This window comes from Pseudomonas sp. 9.2(2024) (genome assembly GCF_039695385.1).
Lineage (GTDB): Bacteria > Pseudomonadota > Gammaproteobacteria > Pseudomonadales > Pseudomonadaceae > Aquipseudomonas > Aquipseudomonas paraglycinae.
In genome coordinates, this window is sequence record NZ_CP155585.1 from 5907364 (window position 1) to 5922022 (window position 14659).

The window sequence follows — 14659 nt, forward strand, 5'->3', positions numbered from 1 at the left end:
CCTACTGCCGGCCACCCTGCCCCACAATCACTGTCCAGACGCTGAATGCGCCGTCATCACTCAACCTGCGGCGTTGTCCATGCGCACCGCGCCACGGCGGTTCTGACCGAACGCCATCACGCAGTTACGGCCTGCGCCCTTGGCGCTGTAGAGGGCCTGGTCGGCGGATTTCAGCACCTCTTCCGGGGTGCGCTGTTCCAGGCGTTCGGCCACGCCGATGCTGACGGTGACCGACACGCTGGACGCGCCCGACCCCGAGCGACGCTGACGGCCCTGCTGATCATCCTGCGGGCGGCTTTCCTGATTTCGCAGCTGAATGTTGTAGGACGCAATCGACTCACGGATGACTTCCAGGTGCGGCATGCACTCTTCAAGAGTCTTGCCCGCAAACACCAAGGCGAATTCCTCACCGCCATAGCGATAAGCCCTACCGCCGCCGCTGATTTTGGACAGCTTGCTGGCGACCAGCCGCAGGACCTGATCCCCCACGTCGTGGCCGTGGGTGTCGTTGAATTTCTTGAAGTGATCGACGTCGCTCATCGCCAGCACATAGTTGCGCCCCAGACGCTGCATGCGCTCGTTGAGTGCACGGCGGCCCGGCAGGCCGGTGAGTTCGTCGCGGAAGGCCATTTGATAAGCCTCGTGCGCTACCGCCGCCGCAATCATCAGCATGACCTGGCTGCACATGATGTTCAGGGTAAACGGCAGGATGAAGGTTTTCGGCAGCATCCAGAACACCCCGAGCAACCCCACCAGTTGCGCCGCGTGCAGCGGACGCGGGTTGCGCCAGTATTGCCAGGCCAGCAGCAGGAACGCCGAGATGAACACCGGATACGACAACTGGATCAGGCTCATCCAAGCGCCGTGCAGCGCCGGCCAGCGGATCTCGGAAAGCCACATCAGCAACGCCTGCGGGTAACTTTGCTCAAGCCCCAGCGCCACGCTGCCAAAGGCCAGCAGCACGGCGAAGCGCGCAACCATGTCCTGAAACAGGTGCGTGCGTTCCTGCCACGCGGCGAATAGTCCGAACAACAGCGGCAACAGCAGACAGACCAGGTGGAACACCACGGCCGCGTCTTCACGCACCTTGCCGTTGTCGCGGTAATAGTCGGTCTGGGTGTCGAGCAGGAAGTAGGCGATGTACACCGTGACCATCAGAAACAGCTCGCGCTGGCGTCGGTAAACCGCACAGTACGAACCGCCCAACAGCAGCACCAAGGTCGGCAACACGTTAAACAGCGAGGTGAAGAACACGTTGAGGTCTTTGACGTACGCAGCCGCCAACCCCGCGAGCAACAACAGCAGTGAAGGTAGGAAATGACTGAAACGTACAGCGGAAGAACGCGGCAAGGGTAAAAGCTCCGACCCGTCATGGCAAAGAGATGGCATTGTGCCTGCAATGTGGCCAGTTAAGCACACACAATGTGATCCAGATCACAGGCTGTCTCTTTAACGGCCGAAATCTGCGGTTGCTGAGGGATTTAGTCAGGTTTTTTATGCAATGGTCGCTAGACGGCCACCATGGCCATCATCTTTGATAGCCATGGTGCGTTTTTCTGCTCAGAGATCGTTGTAGAACGGCTGCAATGGCCCCTCTGCCGCCGGCCGGCCTTCAGCACCGTAAGGCTTGAGATTGAGCGATGCGTCCATCGCCTGACGGGTCGTGACTTTCGGACTGGCCGGGCGCTGGGTCACGGCATTCTCGTCGCCGATATGGCCCTGCGGGATCACCAGCGATGGATGATCGAACGGTGCGCGTTCCCAGGCCACGCGCGGATCGGTCAGGCCGACTTCCATGAATTTCACCACGGCATCGATTTCGGCAGGCGTCAGGTTCAGCGCCGTCATGTCCGGATCGAGGTTGGACGTGTTGTGCTGGTTCACCGCCGGATGCTCGAAGCCGCTGGTGTTGTTGGCGTCTTCGCCGCGCCGGTCACCGCCACGGTTGTAGAACTCCATCACCTGTTTAAGCGTCGAGCGGCTGCCGTTGTGGAAATACGGGCCGGTCAGGGCGATGTTGCGCAGGGTCGGCGTCTTGAACGCGCCATCGACCGAATCGCGGAACCCGACATTCGGCTTGAGCGTGGCATCGCACGGAATCGCCGCGCTCAACGGCGCCTCGAACGTGCAGACATCGACGTCCAGCGGATCCACCGACCGGCCGCCCTGCAGCACGCTGTTGTACTGCCGGGTGAACGACCAAGGATTGCCCCACGCATCCGCGCCGCCAAGTGCCAGATCTTCCGAGGTCGGACGCACACCGGTGTTGTAGAAGCCGTTGTCGTAAAGAGTGGTCAGGTTGTCGGCCATCACCATCCGTTCGATGCGTTCGCGCGGATGCATCAGCAGGCGGCTGGCGGCGTTAGTCAACTCCGGCCCGCCGTGGCAATTGACGCATTTGCCCTTGCCGAGAAACAGGTTCATGCCCTCCACCTGTTGCGCGTTCATTGCCGTGTGATCGCCCTGCAGGTAAGCATCGATCGGCGCCTGATCGGACACCAGCGTGGCCTCATACATCTGGATCGCCAGGCCGAAGAACAGCGGGAAGTTGGCCTCCATCTGGGTGTACGGCGCACCGCCCACCAGAACGTTTTGCGTGGCGTTCCACAGCCGGGGCTGGAAGGCGTTCTTGATCAGCTCGCGGTAGGTTGGCCGCCGCGCGCCGGATACTGGAGCCAGCACCGAGTCGGTAGACGAAATTCGTTGCTGCTTGAGCATCAACGTGTCGAGCATCCTGCGGCCGATGTCGGCAAAGGTACGGCCACCGCAGGACATTTCCACCGGGCTGCCGGGCGGGCCGACGGCTTGCGAGGCGGCAGAGGCGTCGTTGAGCGCCAGCCGCACTTTGGTCGCAACCGTGCTGCGTTCGCTGGTCACGTAGATCCCGGCATCCGGATCGCGATTACCGAACGGCGAGAAGCCGTTGAACACGTTGTTGGCCCGACCGTCCCAGAAGTTGCGCACGTTGAACGCGGCATTGATTACCGACGGCGCGTTGCGCCCGGTGCTGCGACGCACGTTGATGCCACCGACCTGGAAAATACCGTCCGGCTGCTGAGTACATTTGTCGAAACGCGCCTGATTGGGTTTGACGAAGTTGGCGTCGAACACGCCTTGCGAGCCGACCACATCGTCCGTCGAGTACACGATGGGCGAGTTGCGCTCCAGCGGATTGCTCAGCACGTGGGTCGGGAAGTCAGTTTTCTTCAGCGTGTAGTTCGGGCCGCCCTTGCCTCCGGACAACGTCGCGTAGGACGCCACATCACCGGGAATGTCCGAGGCTACAAACGGCTTGTTGAAGATCGACGCGACATTGGCGTTGGTATGGGCCTGGCCGGGGTTGAGCTGGTTGGTGATGCGGTGGTCGACGCCGGCGTGGTAGTGGCAGGAAGCGCATGCCGTGGAGCCGTCGCTGCCGATCTCCATGTCCCAGAACAACGCCTTGCCCAGCAAAATCGCAGCCTGGCGATTGAGCACGTAGTCGGTCATCAAGTCGACCTTTCGACCTCCTTCTGTCCCGGACGGATCGGGGGGCACCATCCCGCGCAACGATTGCAGCGAGGGAACCTCCGGCACGGGAGGATCGACTTCGGCGGGGTCGGCGGCCCATGCGCTTTGGACTGATAGCGCAACAGGTAACCAGAAGGTCAAACGAGCGAGTCGACTGATGTTCATAGGCTTCACCCTGACTGTTGTTGTTAAGTGCCGGGCGTCTTGCTTCTTTGAGCAGGCAGTTCTGGTTAGCACCGGTAAATCGGGCAGTGCAATTAATTGGCCACTCTTCTGGAAACATTTTGAATCAATAACCGCAAGGGGTCGGCTGAGCAGCGCCCTCATCAATGCTGGGGAATCAGCCCCGGGATTGGGGAAATCCGGGCACAAAAAAAACCGCTGCCCCCGAAGAGCAGCGGTTTTTTTGAAAGACTGCGTTAAGGCTTAGTAGCCCAGTGCGAAGTCTTCTTCTTTCATGTCCATCAGGTTGTTGGCGCCCGACAGCATGGTTGCCACGTGCGTACGGGTACGCGGCAGGATGCGCTGGAAGTAGAAGCGCGCGGTTTGCAGCTTGGCGGTGTAGAACGCCTCATCGGTGGTGCCGGCAGCCAGTTTTTCAGCAGCCAGACGCGCCATGTCAGCCCAGAAGTAGGCCAGGCAGGCGTAACCGGAGTACATCAGGTAATCCACGGAGGCCGCGCCGACTTCTTCGCGATCTTTCATGGCCGCCATACCGACCTTCATGGTCAGCTCGCCCCACTCTTTGTTCAGTGCAGCCAACGGGGTGACGAATTCCTTAACGGCTTCGTTGCCTTCGTTGTTCTGGCAGAACTTGTGGACGATCTTGGTGAAGCCTTTCAGAGCCTCGCCTTGAGTCATCAGCACTTTACGGCCCAGCAGGTCGAGTGCCTGGATGCCGGTGGTGCCTTCGTACAGCATCGAGATGCGGCTGTCGCGAACGTTCTGCTCCATGCCCCACTCGGCGATGAAGCCGTGGCCGCCGTAGATCTGCACGCCGTGGTTGGCGGATTCGAAACCGACTTCGGTCATGAACGCTTTGGCGATCGGAGTCATGAAGGCCAGCAGTGCGTCGGCTTTCTTCTTTTCTTCTTCGTCCACGCCGTATTTGACGATGTCGACCTGCTTGGCGGTGAAGTACACCATCGCACGGTTGCCTTCGGCGAATGCTTTCATGGTCAACAGCATGCGGCGTACGTCTGGGTGAACGATGATCGGGTCAGCGGCCTTGTCCGGCGCTTTCGGGCCAGTCAGGGAACGCATTTGCAGGCGATCGCGAGCGTACTTCAGGCCGCCCTGGAAGCCGATTTCGGCGTGGGCCAGACCTTGCAGCGCGGTACCCAGACGTGCGGTGTTCATGAAGGTGAACATGCAGTTCAGGCCTTTGTTCGCCGGGCCGATCAGGAAACCGGTCGCGCCGTCGAAGTTCATCACGCAGGTCGCGTTGCCGTGGATGCCCATCTTGTGTTCGATCGAACCGCAGGTCACGGCGTTGCGTGCACCAACAGTACCGTCAGCGTTTGGCATGAACTTCGGAACGATGAACAGGGAAATGCCTTTGGTGCCGGCCGGTGCGTCCGGCAGGCGGGCCAGCACGATGTGGACGATGTTGTCGGCCATGTCGTGTTCACCGGCCGAGATGAAGATCTTGGTGCCGGAAACTTTGTAGGAACCGTCGGCCTGAGGTTCGGCCTTGGTGCGCAGCATGCCCAGGTCGGTGCCGCAGTGCGGCTCGGTCAGGCACATGGTGCCGGTCCACTCACCGGAGACCAGTTTGGTCAGATAGGCTTCTTGTTGTTCTGGGGTGCCGTGCTCGGAGATGGTGTTCATCGCGCCGTGCGACAGGCCTGGGTACATGCCCCAGGACCAGTTGGCTTCGCCGACCATTTCGCTGACTGCCAGACCCAGCGACTCAGGCAGGCCCTGACCGCCGTGCTCGACGTCATGGGCCAGGCTTGGCCAGCCGCCTTCGACGAATTGCTTGTAGGCCTCTTTGAAGCCGGTCGGGGTTTTCACGCCGGACTCGCTCCAGGTGCAGCCTTCGGTGTCACCCACGCGGTTCAGCGGTGCCAGCACCTGCTCACAAAACTTGGCGCCCTCTTCGAGAATGGCGTCAACCATGTCCGGCGTTGCTTCTGCACACGCTGGAAGGCTCTGATAGTGCGCTTCGTAGCCGAGCAGTTCGTCACGAACGAAGCGAATATCACGCAAGGGGGCCTTGTAGTCAGGCATAGCGATAAACCTCTGCTGATGTAACCGGGAATGAACGACCGCGTTGATTTGTTGTGACGGTCAAACAGTTGTTTGAAACATACGTTTACGCCGAAATCTTGTCAAGCGTCGTTCTTTTGCCATTCGTCATCACATTTTCCGAACGCCGGACACAGCAACACGACATACGCCCGACCGAGCCATGTGCACTGAAAAAAGATTAGTTGAGGGAGAAGGACTTACAACGAAAAACGCCGCGAACAGTCGCGGCGTCTGGCAAAGCGCAGATCAAAAAATCAGGCGAAGGTATCGATGATCGTACCGAGCATTTCATCGGAAGCCTTGGCGACTTTCACGCCCAGTTCCGCCTGAAACTTGCCTTGAGCCATCTCGACCATGTTGCTTGCCAGATCCGATTGCTGGGCGCGATCCACGGAACGCAGACGATCGACCTGTACTTCCGAAGATTGGCTGGTGACCGAACGCTCGATGGTGCTGCTGGCAATCTGGCTGGCGGCCTGATCGACGCGGTTCTGCCCGGTCTGAATGGTACTCAGACCTGCATAAAAAGCTGTGTTTCCGGAGATTTCCATGGGAGCTCTCATCCTTGGGAGGGATCAATGGGTGCCATTGAACCAGAGGCATCAGAAAAACACCCGTCAAAAACACTAATGGCACAGTGCCTTGTCATAGCCAAAATCAGTCGAGCAGATCCAGTTGCAAGTGATCGGCGACCGCTTCGGCGCTGACCGCCTTCAGCTTCGGCACCCGGCCCAGGCACGGCGCCGGAATCCGCTCGGCCAGTGTCGCCAGGTTTTCCTCCAGCCGCGACGTCTTCGGATCAATGATATTCGCCACCCATCCCGCCAGTTGCAGCCCGTCCCGGGCAATCGCCTCGGCCGTCAGCAACGCATGGCTGATGCAACCCAGACGCACGCCGACCACCAGAATCACAGGCAGCTTCAGCGCAATCGCCAGATCCGACAGATTGTCCTGATCCGCCAACGGCACCCGCCAGCCGCCCGCGCCTTCGATCAGCGTGAAGTCGGCATTCATGGCCAGAATCTCGCGCATCGGCGCCAGCAACGATTGCACGGTCAGCGCCACACCCGCCTCGCGCGCTGCCAGATGCGGCGCGATCGCCGGCTCGAACGCCACCGGGTTGACCTGTTGATACGTCAGCGGCAACGAGCATTCGGCCTGCAACGCCAGCGCATCGGAATTGCGCAAACCTCTGGGCGTCACCACACAACCGGACGCCACCGGTTTGCCCGCCGCCGTACTCAGCCCCGCCGACCGCGCAGCGTGCAGCAACCCGGCGGCGACGGTGGTCTTGCCAACGTCAGTGTCGGTTCCGGTGATGAAATAGGCTGCGCTCATAAGGGTTTCTCCAACACGGCGTAGACCACCTGATAAGTCGCCGGCAAGCCCTGCGGCTGACGGAACTGCTCATAGGCTTCGACCAGCCCCAGAATCCGCGCCCGACCGGTCAATCCGCCCGGCCGGCCGGGGTTCAGGTTATGCGCACCCAGGGCCTTGAGTTCATGGGTCAGGCTGCGCACATCCGGGTAATGCAGCACATGCGGCCGGTTCTCCAGACAAACACTGCGCAAACCACTGGCCGCGCACAATTGCTCGTAGCGGGCGAACTCGCGGAAGCGGTTGACGTGCACCAGACCATCGACCTGACGCCAGCTGTCGCGCAATTCGTACAGCGTCCCTGCACAAAGACTAGCAAACGCGAAAATCCCCCCCGGTTTCAGCACCCGAAACGCTTCGCCGAGCACAGCTTCAAAGTCCGCGCACCACTGCACGGCGAGGCTGGAGAAGATCAGATCACACGTAGAATCCTGCAACGGTAAACGTTCGGCATCGCCAGCAATGAAGTGCGTGGCCCCGCCCAACGGCCGCGCGTGATTGAGCATGCCCTCAGCGATATCCAGCGCCAGCCCCTCACCAAATCGCTCGGCCAGTGCCCGAGTGAAATACCCGGTGCCGCAACCCAGATCCAGCCAGCGTGCCGGCCGAAAATCCGCCGGCAAGCGATTCATCAACTGCGTACCGACATCACGCTGCAACTCGGCGACGCTGTCATAGCTGGCCGCTGCACGAGAAAAAGAAGCCGCGACCTGGCGCTTGTCAGGCAAGCCGCCGGGCAACGCCGCAACAGACAAATCAGTCATCACCGCACTCACTTAAAAACGCCTGGATCGCACCCGCTACACCGTGGGGATCTTCCAGAAGAAACGCATGGCTGGCCTGCTCGATCAGACCGACCTCGACATCTGCCAGCAACGCGAACAGCTCACCCGCGGCCTCCGCCGGCACCAACCCGTCCAGCCCGCCGAACAGATGCAATTGCGGGCCACGAAACGCCTGCAAGGCTTCGCGCGTATCGATCTGCGCCAACAATTCCAGACCGGCCATCAACGCGGCCGGCGAGGTATTCGGCGCGCCGCCGAGCAACAGCCGCGACAAGCCGCGCGCGTCTTGCGCGCCCTGGGCGCACAGCAGAGAGAATCGTTTGAGGGTCGTGCGCGGATCGACGCTGCAGCCGGCCAGAAACGCATCGAAGGTCTCGCCGGGCATCGCGCTCGGCCACTGTTCATGGGCGACAAACGAAGGATTGCTCGCCAGGGTCAGCAAGCCGCAGCAATGTTCGCCACGCCGCGCCGCCAGCTCGGACGCGAGCATGCCTCCCAGTGACCAGCCACCGAGCCAGGTATCTTCGGAGATGCGCTCATCGAGCTCGTCGAGCCAGTCTTGCAGATCGCTGGAGTCCAGCTCCGGCAACGGCTCGATGTCGACCTGCAGGTGTTCGTCGAGTCCGCGCAACGCAGCGGCCAGCGGCTCCAGCGGCGAAACGCCGAGGCCCCAGCCCGGTAGCAGAATCAGGCGATCACGCATGGCTTGGCTCCGACTTGAGTTGCGCAAAGCAATCGGCCAGTCCTTCTAACAATAGCTGCACCTGCGCCTCGCTGTGGGCGGCGGTCAGCGTCACCCGCAACCGCGCGCTGCCGGCAGGCACGGTCGGCGGACGGATCGCGGTGACCATCAGCCCACGCTCGCGCAGCATCTGCGACAGACGCACAGCGCGACCGGCATCGCCGATCAGGATCGGCTGGATCGGCGTGAAGCTGTCCATCAGCTCCAGACCGATCTGCTCAGCGCCGTGGCGGAACTGGCGGATCAGCGTCTGCAAATGCTCGCGACGCCAGCGCTCGCTGCGCAGCAGTTCGAGGCTCTTCAAGGTCGCACAGGCCAGCGCCGGCGGCTGGCTGGTGGTGTAGATGTACGGACGGGCGAACTGGATCAAACTTTCGATCAGCTCTTCACTGCCGGCGACGAACGCACCCGCCGTACCGAACGCTTTGCCGAGCGTGCCGACCAGCACCGGCACATCCTCCTGGCTCAAACCGAAATGTTCGACGATGCCGCCACCGTTCGCCCCCAGCGGGCCGAAACCGTGGGCGTCGTCGACCATCAGCCAGGCGCCTTTCGCTTTAGTTTCCCGGGCCAGCGCCGGCAGATCGGCGAGGTCGCCGTCCATGCTGAACACGCCGTCAGTGACCACCAGCGTATTGCCGGTGGCTTTCTCCAGACGCTTGGCGAGGCTGTCGGCGTCGTTGTGCAGATAACGATTGAAGCGCGCGCCGGACAACAATCCGGCATCCAGCAACGACGCATGATTGAGCCGGTCTTCCAGCACCGTATCGCCCTGCCCGACCAATGCGGTGACCGCGCCGAGGTTGGCCATGTAACCGGTGGTGAACAACAGCGCACGCGGCCGTCCGGTGAGATCCGCCAAAGCCTCTTCAAGCGCGTGATGCGGGCCGCTGTGGCCGATCACCAGATGCGAGGCACCGCCGCCGACGCCCCACTTCGACGCACCGGCGCGCCAGGCTTCGATCACTTGCGGATGATTGGCCAGGCCCAGGTAATCGTTGTTGCAGAACGCCAGCAACGGCTGACCGTCGACCACCACTTGCGGCCCTTGTGGGCTTTCAAGCAGCGGTCGCTGGCGATAGAGATTGTCGGCACGACGGGCAGCAAGGCGTGCGGCGAGATCGAAAGACATGCAAGCCTCGAACAGTCAAATCACATGAATCAGGATGGGCACCGACCTTGTGGGAGCTGGCTTGCCAGCGATGGCGGCGCCACATTCAACATCAGTGTCGACTGTCAGTCCGCTATCGCTGGCAAGCCAGCTCCCACAGGGGAGTGTTCCTTCAGCAAATCGGGGCGAGTTTCAGACCGCCGCGTTGTAGAACTGCTCGCTGCTCTTCTGCTCCACCAGCGCCTGCTCGATGGCAGCCTGATGCACTTCGTCGGCATGCTCTTCGCGGGCTTCCGGCTGAATGCCCAGACGTGCGAACAGCTGCATGTCCTTGTCGGCCTGCGGGTTGGCGGTGGTCAGCAGTTTGTCGCCGTAGAAGATCGAGTTGGCGCCGGCGAAGAACGCCAGGGCCTGCATCTGCTCGTTCATCGCTTCGCGGCCGGCAGACAGGCGCACGTGGGATTGCGGCATGAGGATGCGCGCCACGGCGAGCATGCGGATGAAGTCGAACGGATCGATGTCGTCGGCATTTTCCAGCGGCGTACCGGCGACTTTCACCAGCATGTTGATCGGCACCGACTCCGGATGCTCCGGCAGGTTGGCCAGCTGGATCAGCAGGTTGGCGCGGTCATCGAGGGACTCGCCCATGCCGAGGATGCCGCCGGAGCAGATCTTCATCCCCGCGTCGCGCACGTAGGCCAGGGTCTGCAGACGCTCGGCATAGGTGCGGGTGGTGATGATGCTGCCGTAGAACTCCGGCGAGGTGTCGAGGTTGTGGTTGTAGTAGTCGAGCCCGGCCTTGGCCAGCGCTTCGGTCTGATCCTGATCGAGACGACCGAGGGTCATGCAGGTTTCCAGGCCCATGGCCTTCACGCCTTCGACCATCTTCAGCACGTACGGCATGTCCTTGGCCGACGGGTGCTTCCACGCCGCGCCCATGCAGAAACGGGTCGAACCGATGGCCTTGGCGCGGGCAGCCTCTTCGAGGACCTTCTGCACTTCCATCAGCTTTTCTTTTTCCAGCCCGGTGTTGTAGTGACCGGACTGCGGACAATATTTGCAATCTTCCGGGCAGGCACCGGTCTTGATCGACAGCAGGGTGGAAACCTGGACGCGGTTGGCGTCGAAATGCGCGCGGTGCACCGTCTGCGCCTGGAACAGCAAGTCGTTGAATGGCTGAACGAAGAGTGCTTTGACTTCGGCCAAAGTCCAGTCGTGACGCAGGGTGGCAGTGGTGCTGGCGCTCATGGGCGTTTCCTTGGTTATGCTTGGCTGGCGCCTGGGGAAACGGAATACCCACAGGCACGACACGGATGTTCGGCATATTTAAGGAAGAGTCATGCGCTGTCAACCACACTACGAAAGGCCGGTTTACATCTGGTTAAAAAACAAACAGAACTGTTTATTGTGCGATGAACCGGCAGACGCGCAAATCCCGATCTGCACCGCCTGCGAAACCGATCTGCCGTGGCTGGGCGATCAATGCCTGACCTGCGCCCTGCCCTTGCCAGCTGGCGGCCTGACCTGTGGGGGCTGCCTGAACGATCCACCGGCCTTTGAACAGGTGGCCGTGCCATGGACTTACAGCTTTCCGGTGGACACGCTGATCACCCGCTTCAAGCACAACGCCAAATGGCCGCTTGGCCACTTGCTCGCCGACGTTCTCGGCGAGTTCCTGCAACATCGCTTCGAAGAAGACCTGCCTCGCCCGGACGCATTGCTGCCAGTGCCGCTCGCACCAAAACGCCTGCGCCAGCGCGGCTTCAATCAAGCGGCGATGCTGGCGCAGTGGCTGGGCAAGTCACTCGACCTGCCTTGCGAGGAACACAGCCTTTTGCGCGTGCAGGATACCGACGCCCAGCAGGCCCTGAACGCCAAGGCGCGTAAACGCAATCTGCGTCACGCCTTCGCCTTGAGCCCCGATGCCCAGGTGAAAGGCCGGCACCTGGCCCTGGTCGACGACGTGCTGACCACCGGCGCCACCGCCCAGGCGCTGGCCCGGTTGCTGATGGACGCCGGCGCCGCGCGGGTGGATGTTTACTGCCTGGCCCGCACGCCAAAACCCGGCGACGCGGCTTGACGGATACGCCTCGAGCCGCCAACGTCCTCCCTCAACCTTTCAGCACAAAGCGTCCGCCATGTCCCTGCCCTCTCTGTTGTCCCAGCACATCGTCCGCCGTCCGCAGCGCATCGCCTTGCTGCAACACATCGCCGAACAGGGTTCGATCACCCGCGCCGCAAAAAGCGCCGGTCTGAGTTACAAGGCGGCGTGGGATGCCATCGATGAGCTGAACAACCTCGCGCAAAAGCCTCTGGTCGAGCGCGCGGTCGGCGGCAAGGGTGGCGGTGGCGCCAAACTGTCGAGCGAGGGCGAGCGGGTGCTACGCCTCTATCAAAAGCTGCAAGCCTTGCAGGCCCAGGTGCTGGAAGCGGCCGAGGACGCCAGCGATCTGGACCTGCTCGGTCGGCTGATGCTCAGGACCAGCGCGCGCAATCAACTGCACGGCAAAGTCGTGCTGATCGAAGGTCAGGGCCGCAACGACCTGATCCGCCTCGAACTCGCCGAAGGTCTGTCGATCGATGCGCAGATCACCCACGACAGCACCGTGCATCTGGAGCTGCAACCGGGCACCGAAGTGGTGGCGCTGATCAAGGCCGGCTGGCTCGAACTGCTCGCGCCAGAGGCCACGCCTGCCGTCGGCCACAACCTTTTGAGCGGTCGGATCGATGCGATTCTCGACGCCGAGGACGGCCCGAGCGAAGTGCGCATCGCCCTGCCCAACGGCCAGACCTTGTGTGCGCTGGCCGAACCGCTGGACTTGCGCACCCGTGGCCTGACGGTCGAGCAAGCGGTGCAGGTGCAGTTTTCCCCGTCCAATGTGCTGCTCGGAACACCGCTCTAAACAGCGCTGCAACGAAAGCGTCATCGACCCGCATTAAGGTGGCTGCCAAAACCATGCAGGGAGCCTGATGTGAGCCTATTAGAAGAAAACCAATCCACAGACCTGGAAAAAATAGTCGGCCTGGGCCGTCGCGGTTTCATCAGCGCCGGCGCGCTGTGCGGCGCGGCGATGTTCCTCGGCGGCAACCTGCTGAGCCGCAGCGTACTGGCCGCCAGTGTCAGCGCCGGCAACAGCCGTCTGCTCGGCTTCGACAGCATTCCGGCGGCCACCACCGACACCATCAGCCTGCCCAAGGGCTACAAGTCGTCGGTGCTGATCAGCTGGGGCCAGCCGCTGCAAAAGAACGGCCCGGCCTTCGACCCGAGCGGCAACGGCACAGCGGCTGCGCAGGAAGTGCAGTTTGGCGACAACAACGACGGGATGAGCCTGTTTGAATTCCCGGGCGAGAAAAACCGTGCGTTGATGGCGATCAACAACGAATACACCAACTACCGCTACCTCTATCCGCACGGCGGCATGCCGCAATCGGCCGAGGACGTGCGCAAGGCCCTGGCCTGCGAAGGCGTGTCGGTGATTGAGGTGCAGCGCAAGAACGGCCAGTGGCAGTTCGTCCAGGGCTCGCGCTACAACCGGCGCATCCACGGCAACACGCCGATCCGCCTCAGCGGCCCGGCTGCCGGCCACGAGCTGATGAAAACCAGCGCCGACAAGCACGGCAAGAAAGTTCTCGGCACCTTCCAGAACTGCGCCAACGGCAAGACGCCGTGGGGCACCTATCTGACCTGCGAAGAAAACTTCACCGACTGCTTCGGCAGCAGCAACGCCCAGCAACAGTTCGACCCGGCGCAGAAACGCTACGGCGTGTCGGCCGCCAGCCGCGAGATCAACTGGCATCCGTTCGATCCGCGCTTCGACATGGCGAAGAACCCGAACGAACTCAACCGTCACGGCTGGGTCGTGGAAATCGATCCGTTCGACCCGCAATCAACCCCGGTCAAACGCACCGCGCTGGGCCGCTTCAAACATGAAAACGCCGCACTGGCCGAGACCGACGACGGTCGCGCCGTGGTGTACATGGGCGACGACGAACGCGGCGAGTTCATCTACAAATTCGTCAGCCGCGACAAGATCAACCACCGCAACGCCAAGGCCAACCGCGACATCCTCGATCACGGCACGCTGTACGTGGCCAAGTTCGATGCCGGCGACGGCAATCCGGATCACCCGAAAGGCCAGGGCCAGTGGATCGAACTGACCCACGGCAAGAACGGCATCGACGCCAGCAGCGGTTTCGCCGATCAGGCCGAAGTGCTGATTCACGCGCGTCTGGCAGCCAGTGTGGTCGGCGCCACGCGCATGGACCGTCCGGAATGGATCGTGGTCAGCCCGAAAGACGGCCAGGTTTATTGCACCCTGACCAACAACGCCAAGCGGGGCGAAGACGGCCAACCGGTGGGCGGGCCGAACCCGCGCGAGAAGAACGTCTACGGTCAGATCCTGCGCTGGCGCACCGACCGCGACGATCACGCGTCGAAGACTTTCGCCTGGGATCTGTTCGTGGTCGCCGGCAACCCGGGCGTCCACGCCGGTACGCCGAAGGGCGGTTCGTCGAATATCACGCCGCAGAACATGTTCAACAGCCCGGACGGCCTCGGTTTCGACAAGGCCGGACGGTTGTGGATTCTCACCGACGGCGACTCGAGCAACGCCGGTGATTTCGCCGGGATGGGCAACAACCAGATGCTCTGCGCCGATCCTGCGACCGGTGAGATTCGCCGGTTCATGGTCGGGCCGATCGGGTGTGAAGTCACCGGGATCAGTTTCTCGCCGGATCAGAAAACCCTGTTCGTCGGGATTCAGCACCCGGGCGAGAACGGCGGTTCGACCTTCCCCGAGCACCTGCCGAACGGCAAGCCGCGGTCATCGGTGATGGCGATTACCCGTGAGGATGGCGGGATCGTCGGCGCCTGATCGGGCG

Annotated in this window: 12 protein-coding genes; 3 read left to right on the plus strand and 9 right to left on the minus strand. The window is 62.0% G+C overall.

The annotated features are described in order from the left end of the window. Positions 1–60 precede the first annotated feature (60 nt). The 9 genes from ABFB52_RS26770 to bioB form a co-directional block, all read right to left on the minus strand. Positions 61–1350, minus strand: coding sequence for a GGDEF domain-containing protein (locus ABFB52_RS26770; RefSeq protein WP_007959861.1), 1290 nt, complete (start codon positions 1348–1350; stop codon positions 61–63). Positions 1351–1560: 210 nt separating this feature from the next. Further along, complete coding sequence (locus tag ABFB52_RS26775) at positions 1561–3675, minus strand: cytochrome c peroxidase (RefSeq protein ID WP_085746608.1); 2115 nt, start codon at positions 3673–3675, stop codon at positions 1561–1563. A 261-nt stretch (positions 3676–3936) separates the two neighbouring features. Next, on the minus strand, positions 3937–5742 hold the full coding sequence (locus ABFB52_RS26780) for a phenylacyl-CoA dehydrogenase (protein ID WP_129972187.1): 1806 nt from the start codon (positions 5740–5742) through the stop codon (positions 3937–3939). A gap of 275 nt (positions 5743–6017) precedes the next feature. Further along, positions 6018–6314: a hypothetical protein gene (locus ABFB52_RS26785; protein ID WP_007959856.1), complete on the minus strand. Its 297-nt coding sequence runs from the start codon at positions 6312–6314 to the stop codon at positions 6018–6020. Positions 6315–6420: 106 nt separating this feature from the next. Further along, entirely contained in the window at positions 6421–7101 is a 681-nt protein-coding gene (gene bioD / locus ABFB52_RS26790) for a dethiobiotin synthase (protein WP_007959854.1), read from the minus strand. Next, positions 7098–7904 (minus strand): malonyl-ACP O-methyltransferase BioC, encoded by an 807-nt coding sequence (bioC, locus tag ABFB52_RS26795; protein ID WP_102685702.1) that lies wholly within the window; start codon positions 7902–7904, stop codon positions 7098–7100. The genes bioD and bioC overlap by 4 nt, the downstream gene beginning before the upstream one ends. Next, positions 7897–8628 carry an alpha/beta fold hydrolase gene (locus ABFB52_RS26800; protein WP_129972188.1) on the minus strand — a complete coding sequence of 244 codons (732 nt, stop codon included), beginning with the start codon at positions 8626–8628 and terminating at the stop codon, positions 7897–7899. Before ABFB52_RS26800 ends, bioC begins: the two co-directional genes overlap by 8 nt. Then, positions 8621–9799, minus strand: a complete 1179-nt coding sequence (gene bioF / locus ABFB52_RS26805) for an 8-amino-7-oxononanoate synthase (protein WP_129972189.1) — start codon at positions 9797–9799, stop codon at positions 8621–8623. The genes ABFB52_RS26800 and bioF overlap by 8 nt, the downstream gene beginning before the upstream one ends. A gap of 171 nt (positions 9800–9970) precedes the next feature. Next, positions 9971–11026 carry a biotin synthase BioB gene (gene bioB / locus ABFB52_RS26810; protein WP_085746613.1) on the minus strand — a complete coding sequence of 352 codons (1056 nt, stop codon included), beginning with the start codon at positions 11024–11026 and terminating at the stop codon, positions 9971–9973. Between the two features lie 91 nt (positions 11027–11117). Between bioB and ABFB52_RS26815 the strand changes: the two genes are divergently transcribed. From ABFB52_RS26815 to ABFB52_RS26825, 3 genes are all read left to right on the plus strand, one after another. Continuing rightward, a complete protein-coding gene (locus tag ABFB52_RS26815) occupies positions 11118–11858 on the plus strand; it encodes a ComF family protein (protein ID WP_085746614.1) in 741 nt (246 codons plus the stop codon). 58 nt (positions 11859–11916) lie between these two features. Further along, a complete protein-coding gene (locus tag ABFB52_RS26820; RefSeq protein WP_085746615.1) occupies positions 11917–12681 on the plus strand; it encodes a TOBE domain-containing protein in 765 nt (254 codons plus the stop codon). A 69-nt stretch (positions 12682–12750) separates the two neighbouring features. Then, positions 12751–14652: a PhoX family phosphatase gene (locus ABFB52_RS26825; RefSeq protein WP_129972190.1), complete on the plus strand. Its 1902-nt coding sequence runs from the start codon at positions 12751–12753 to the stop codon at positions 14650–14652. Positions 14653–14659: the final 7 nt, after the last annotated feature.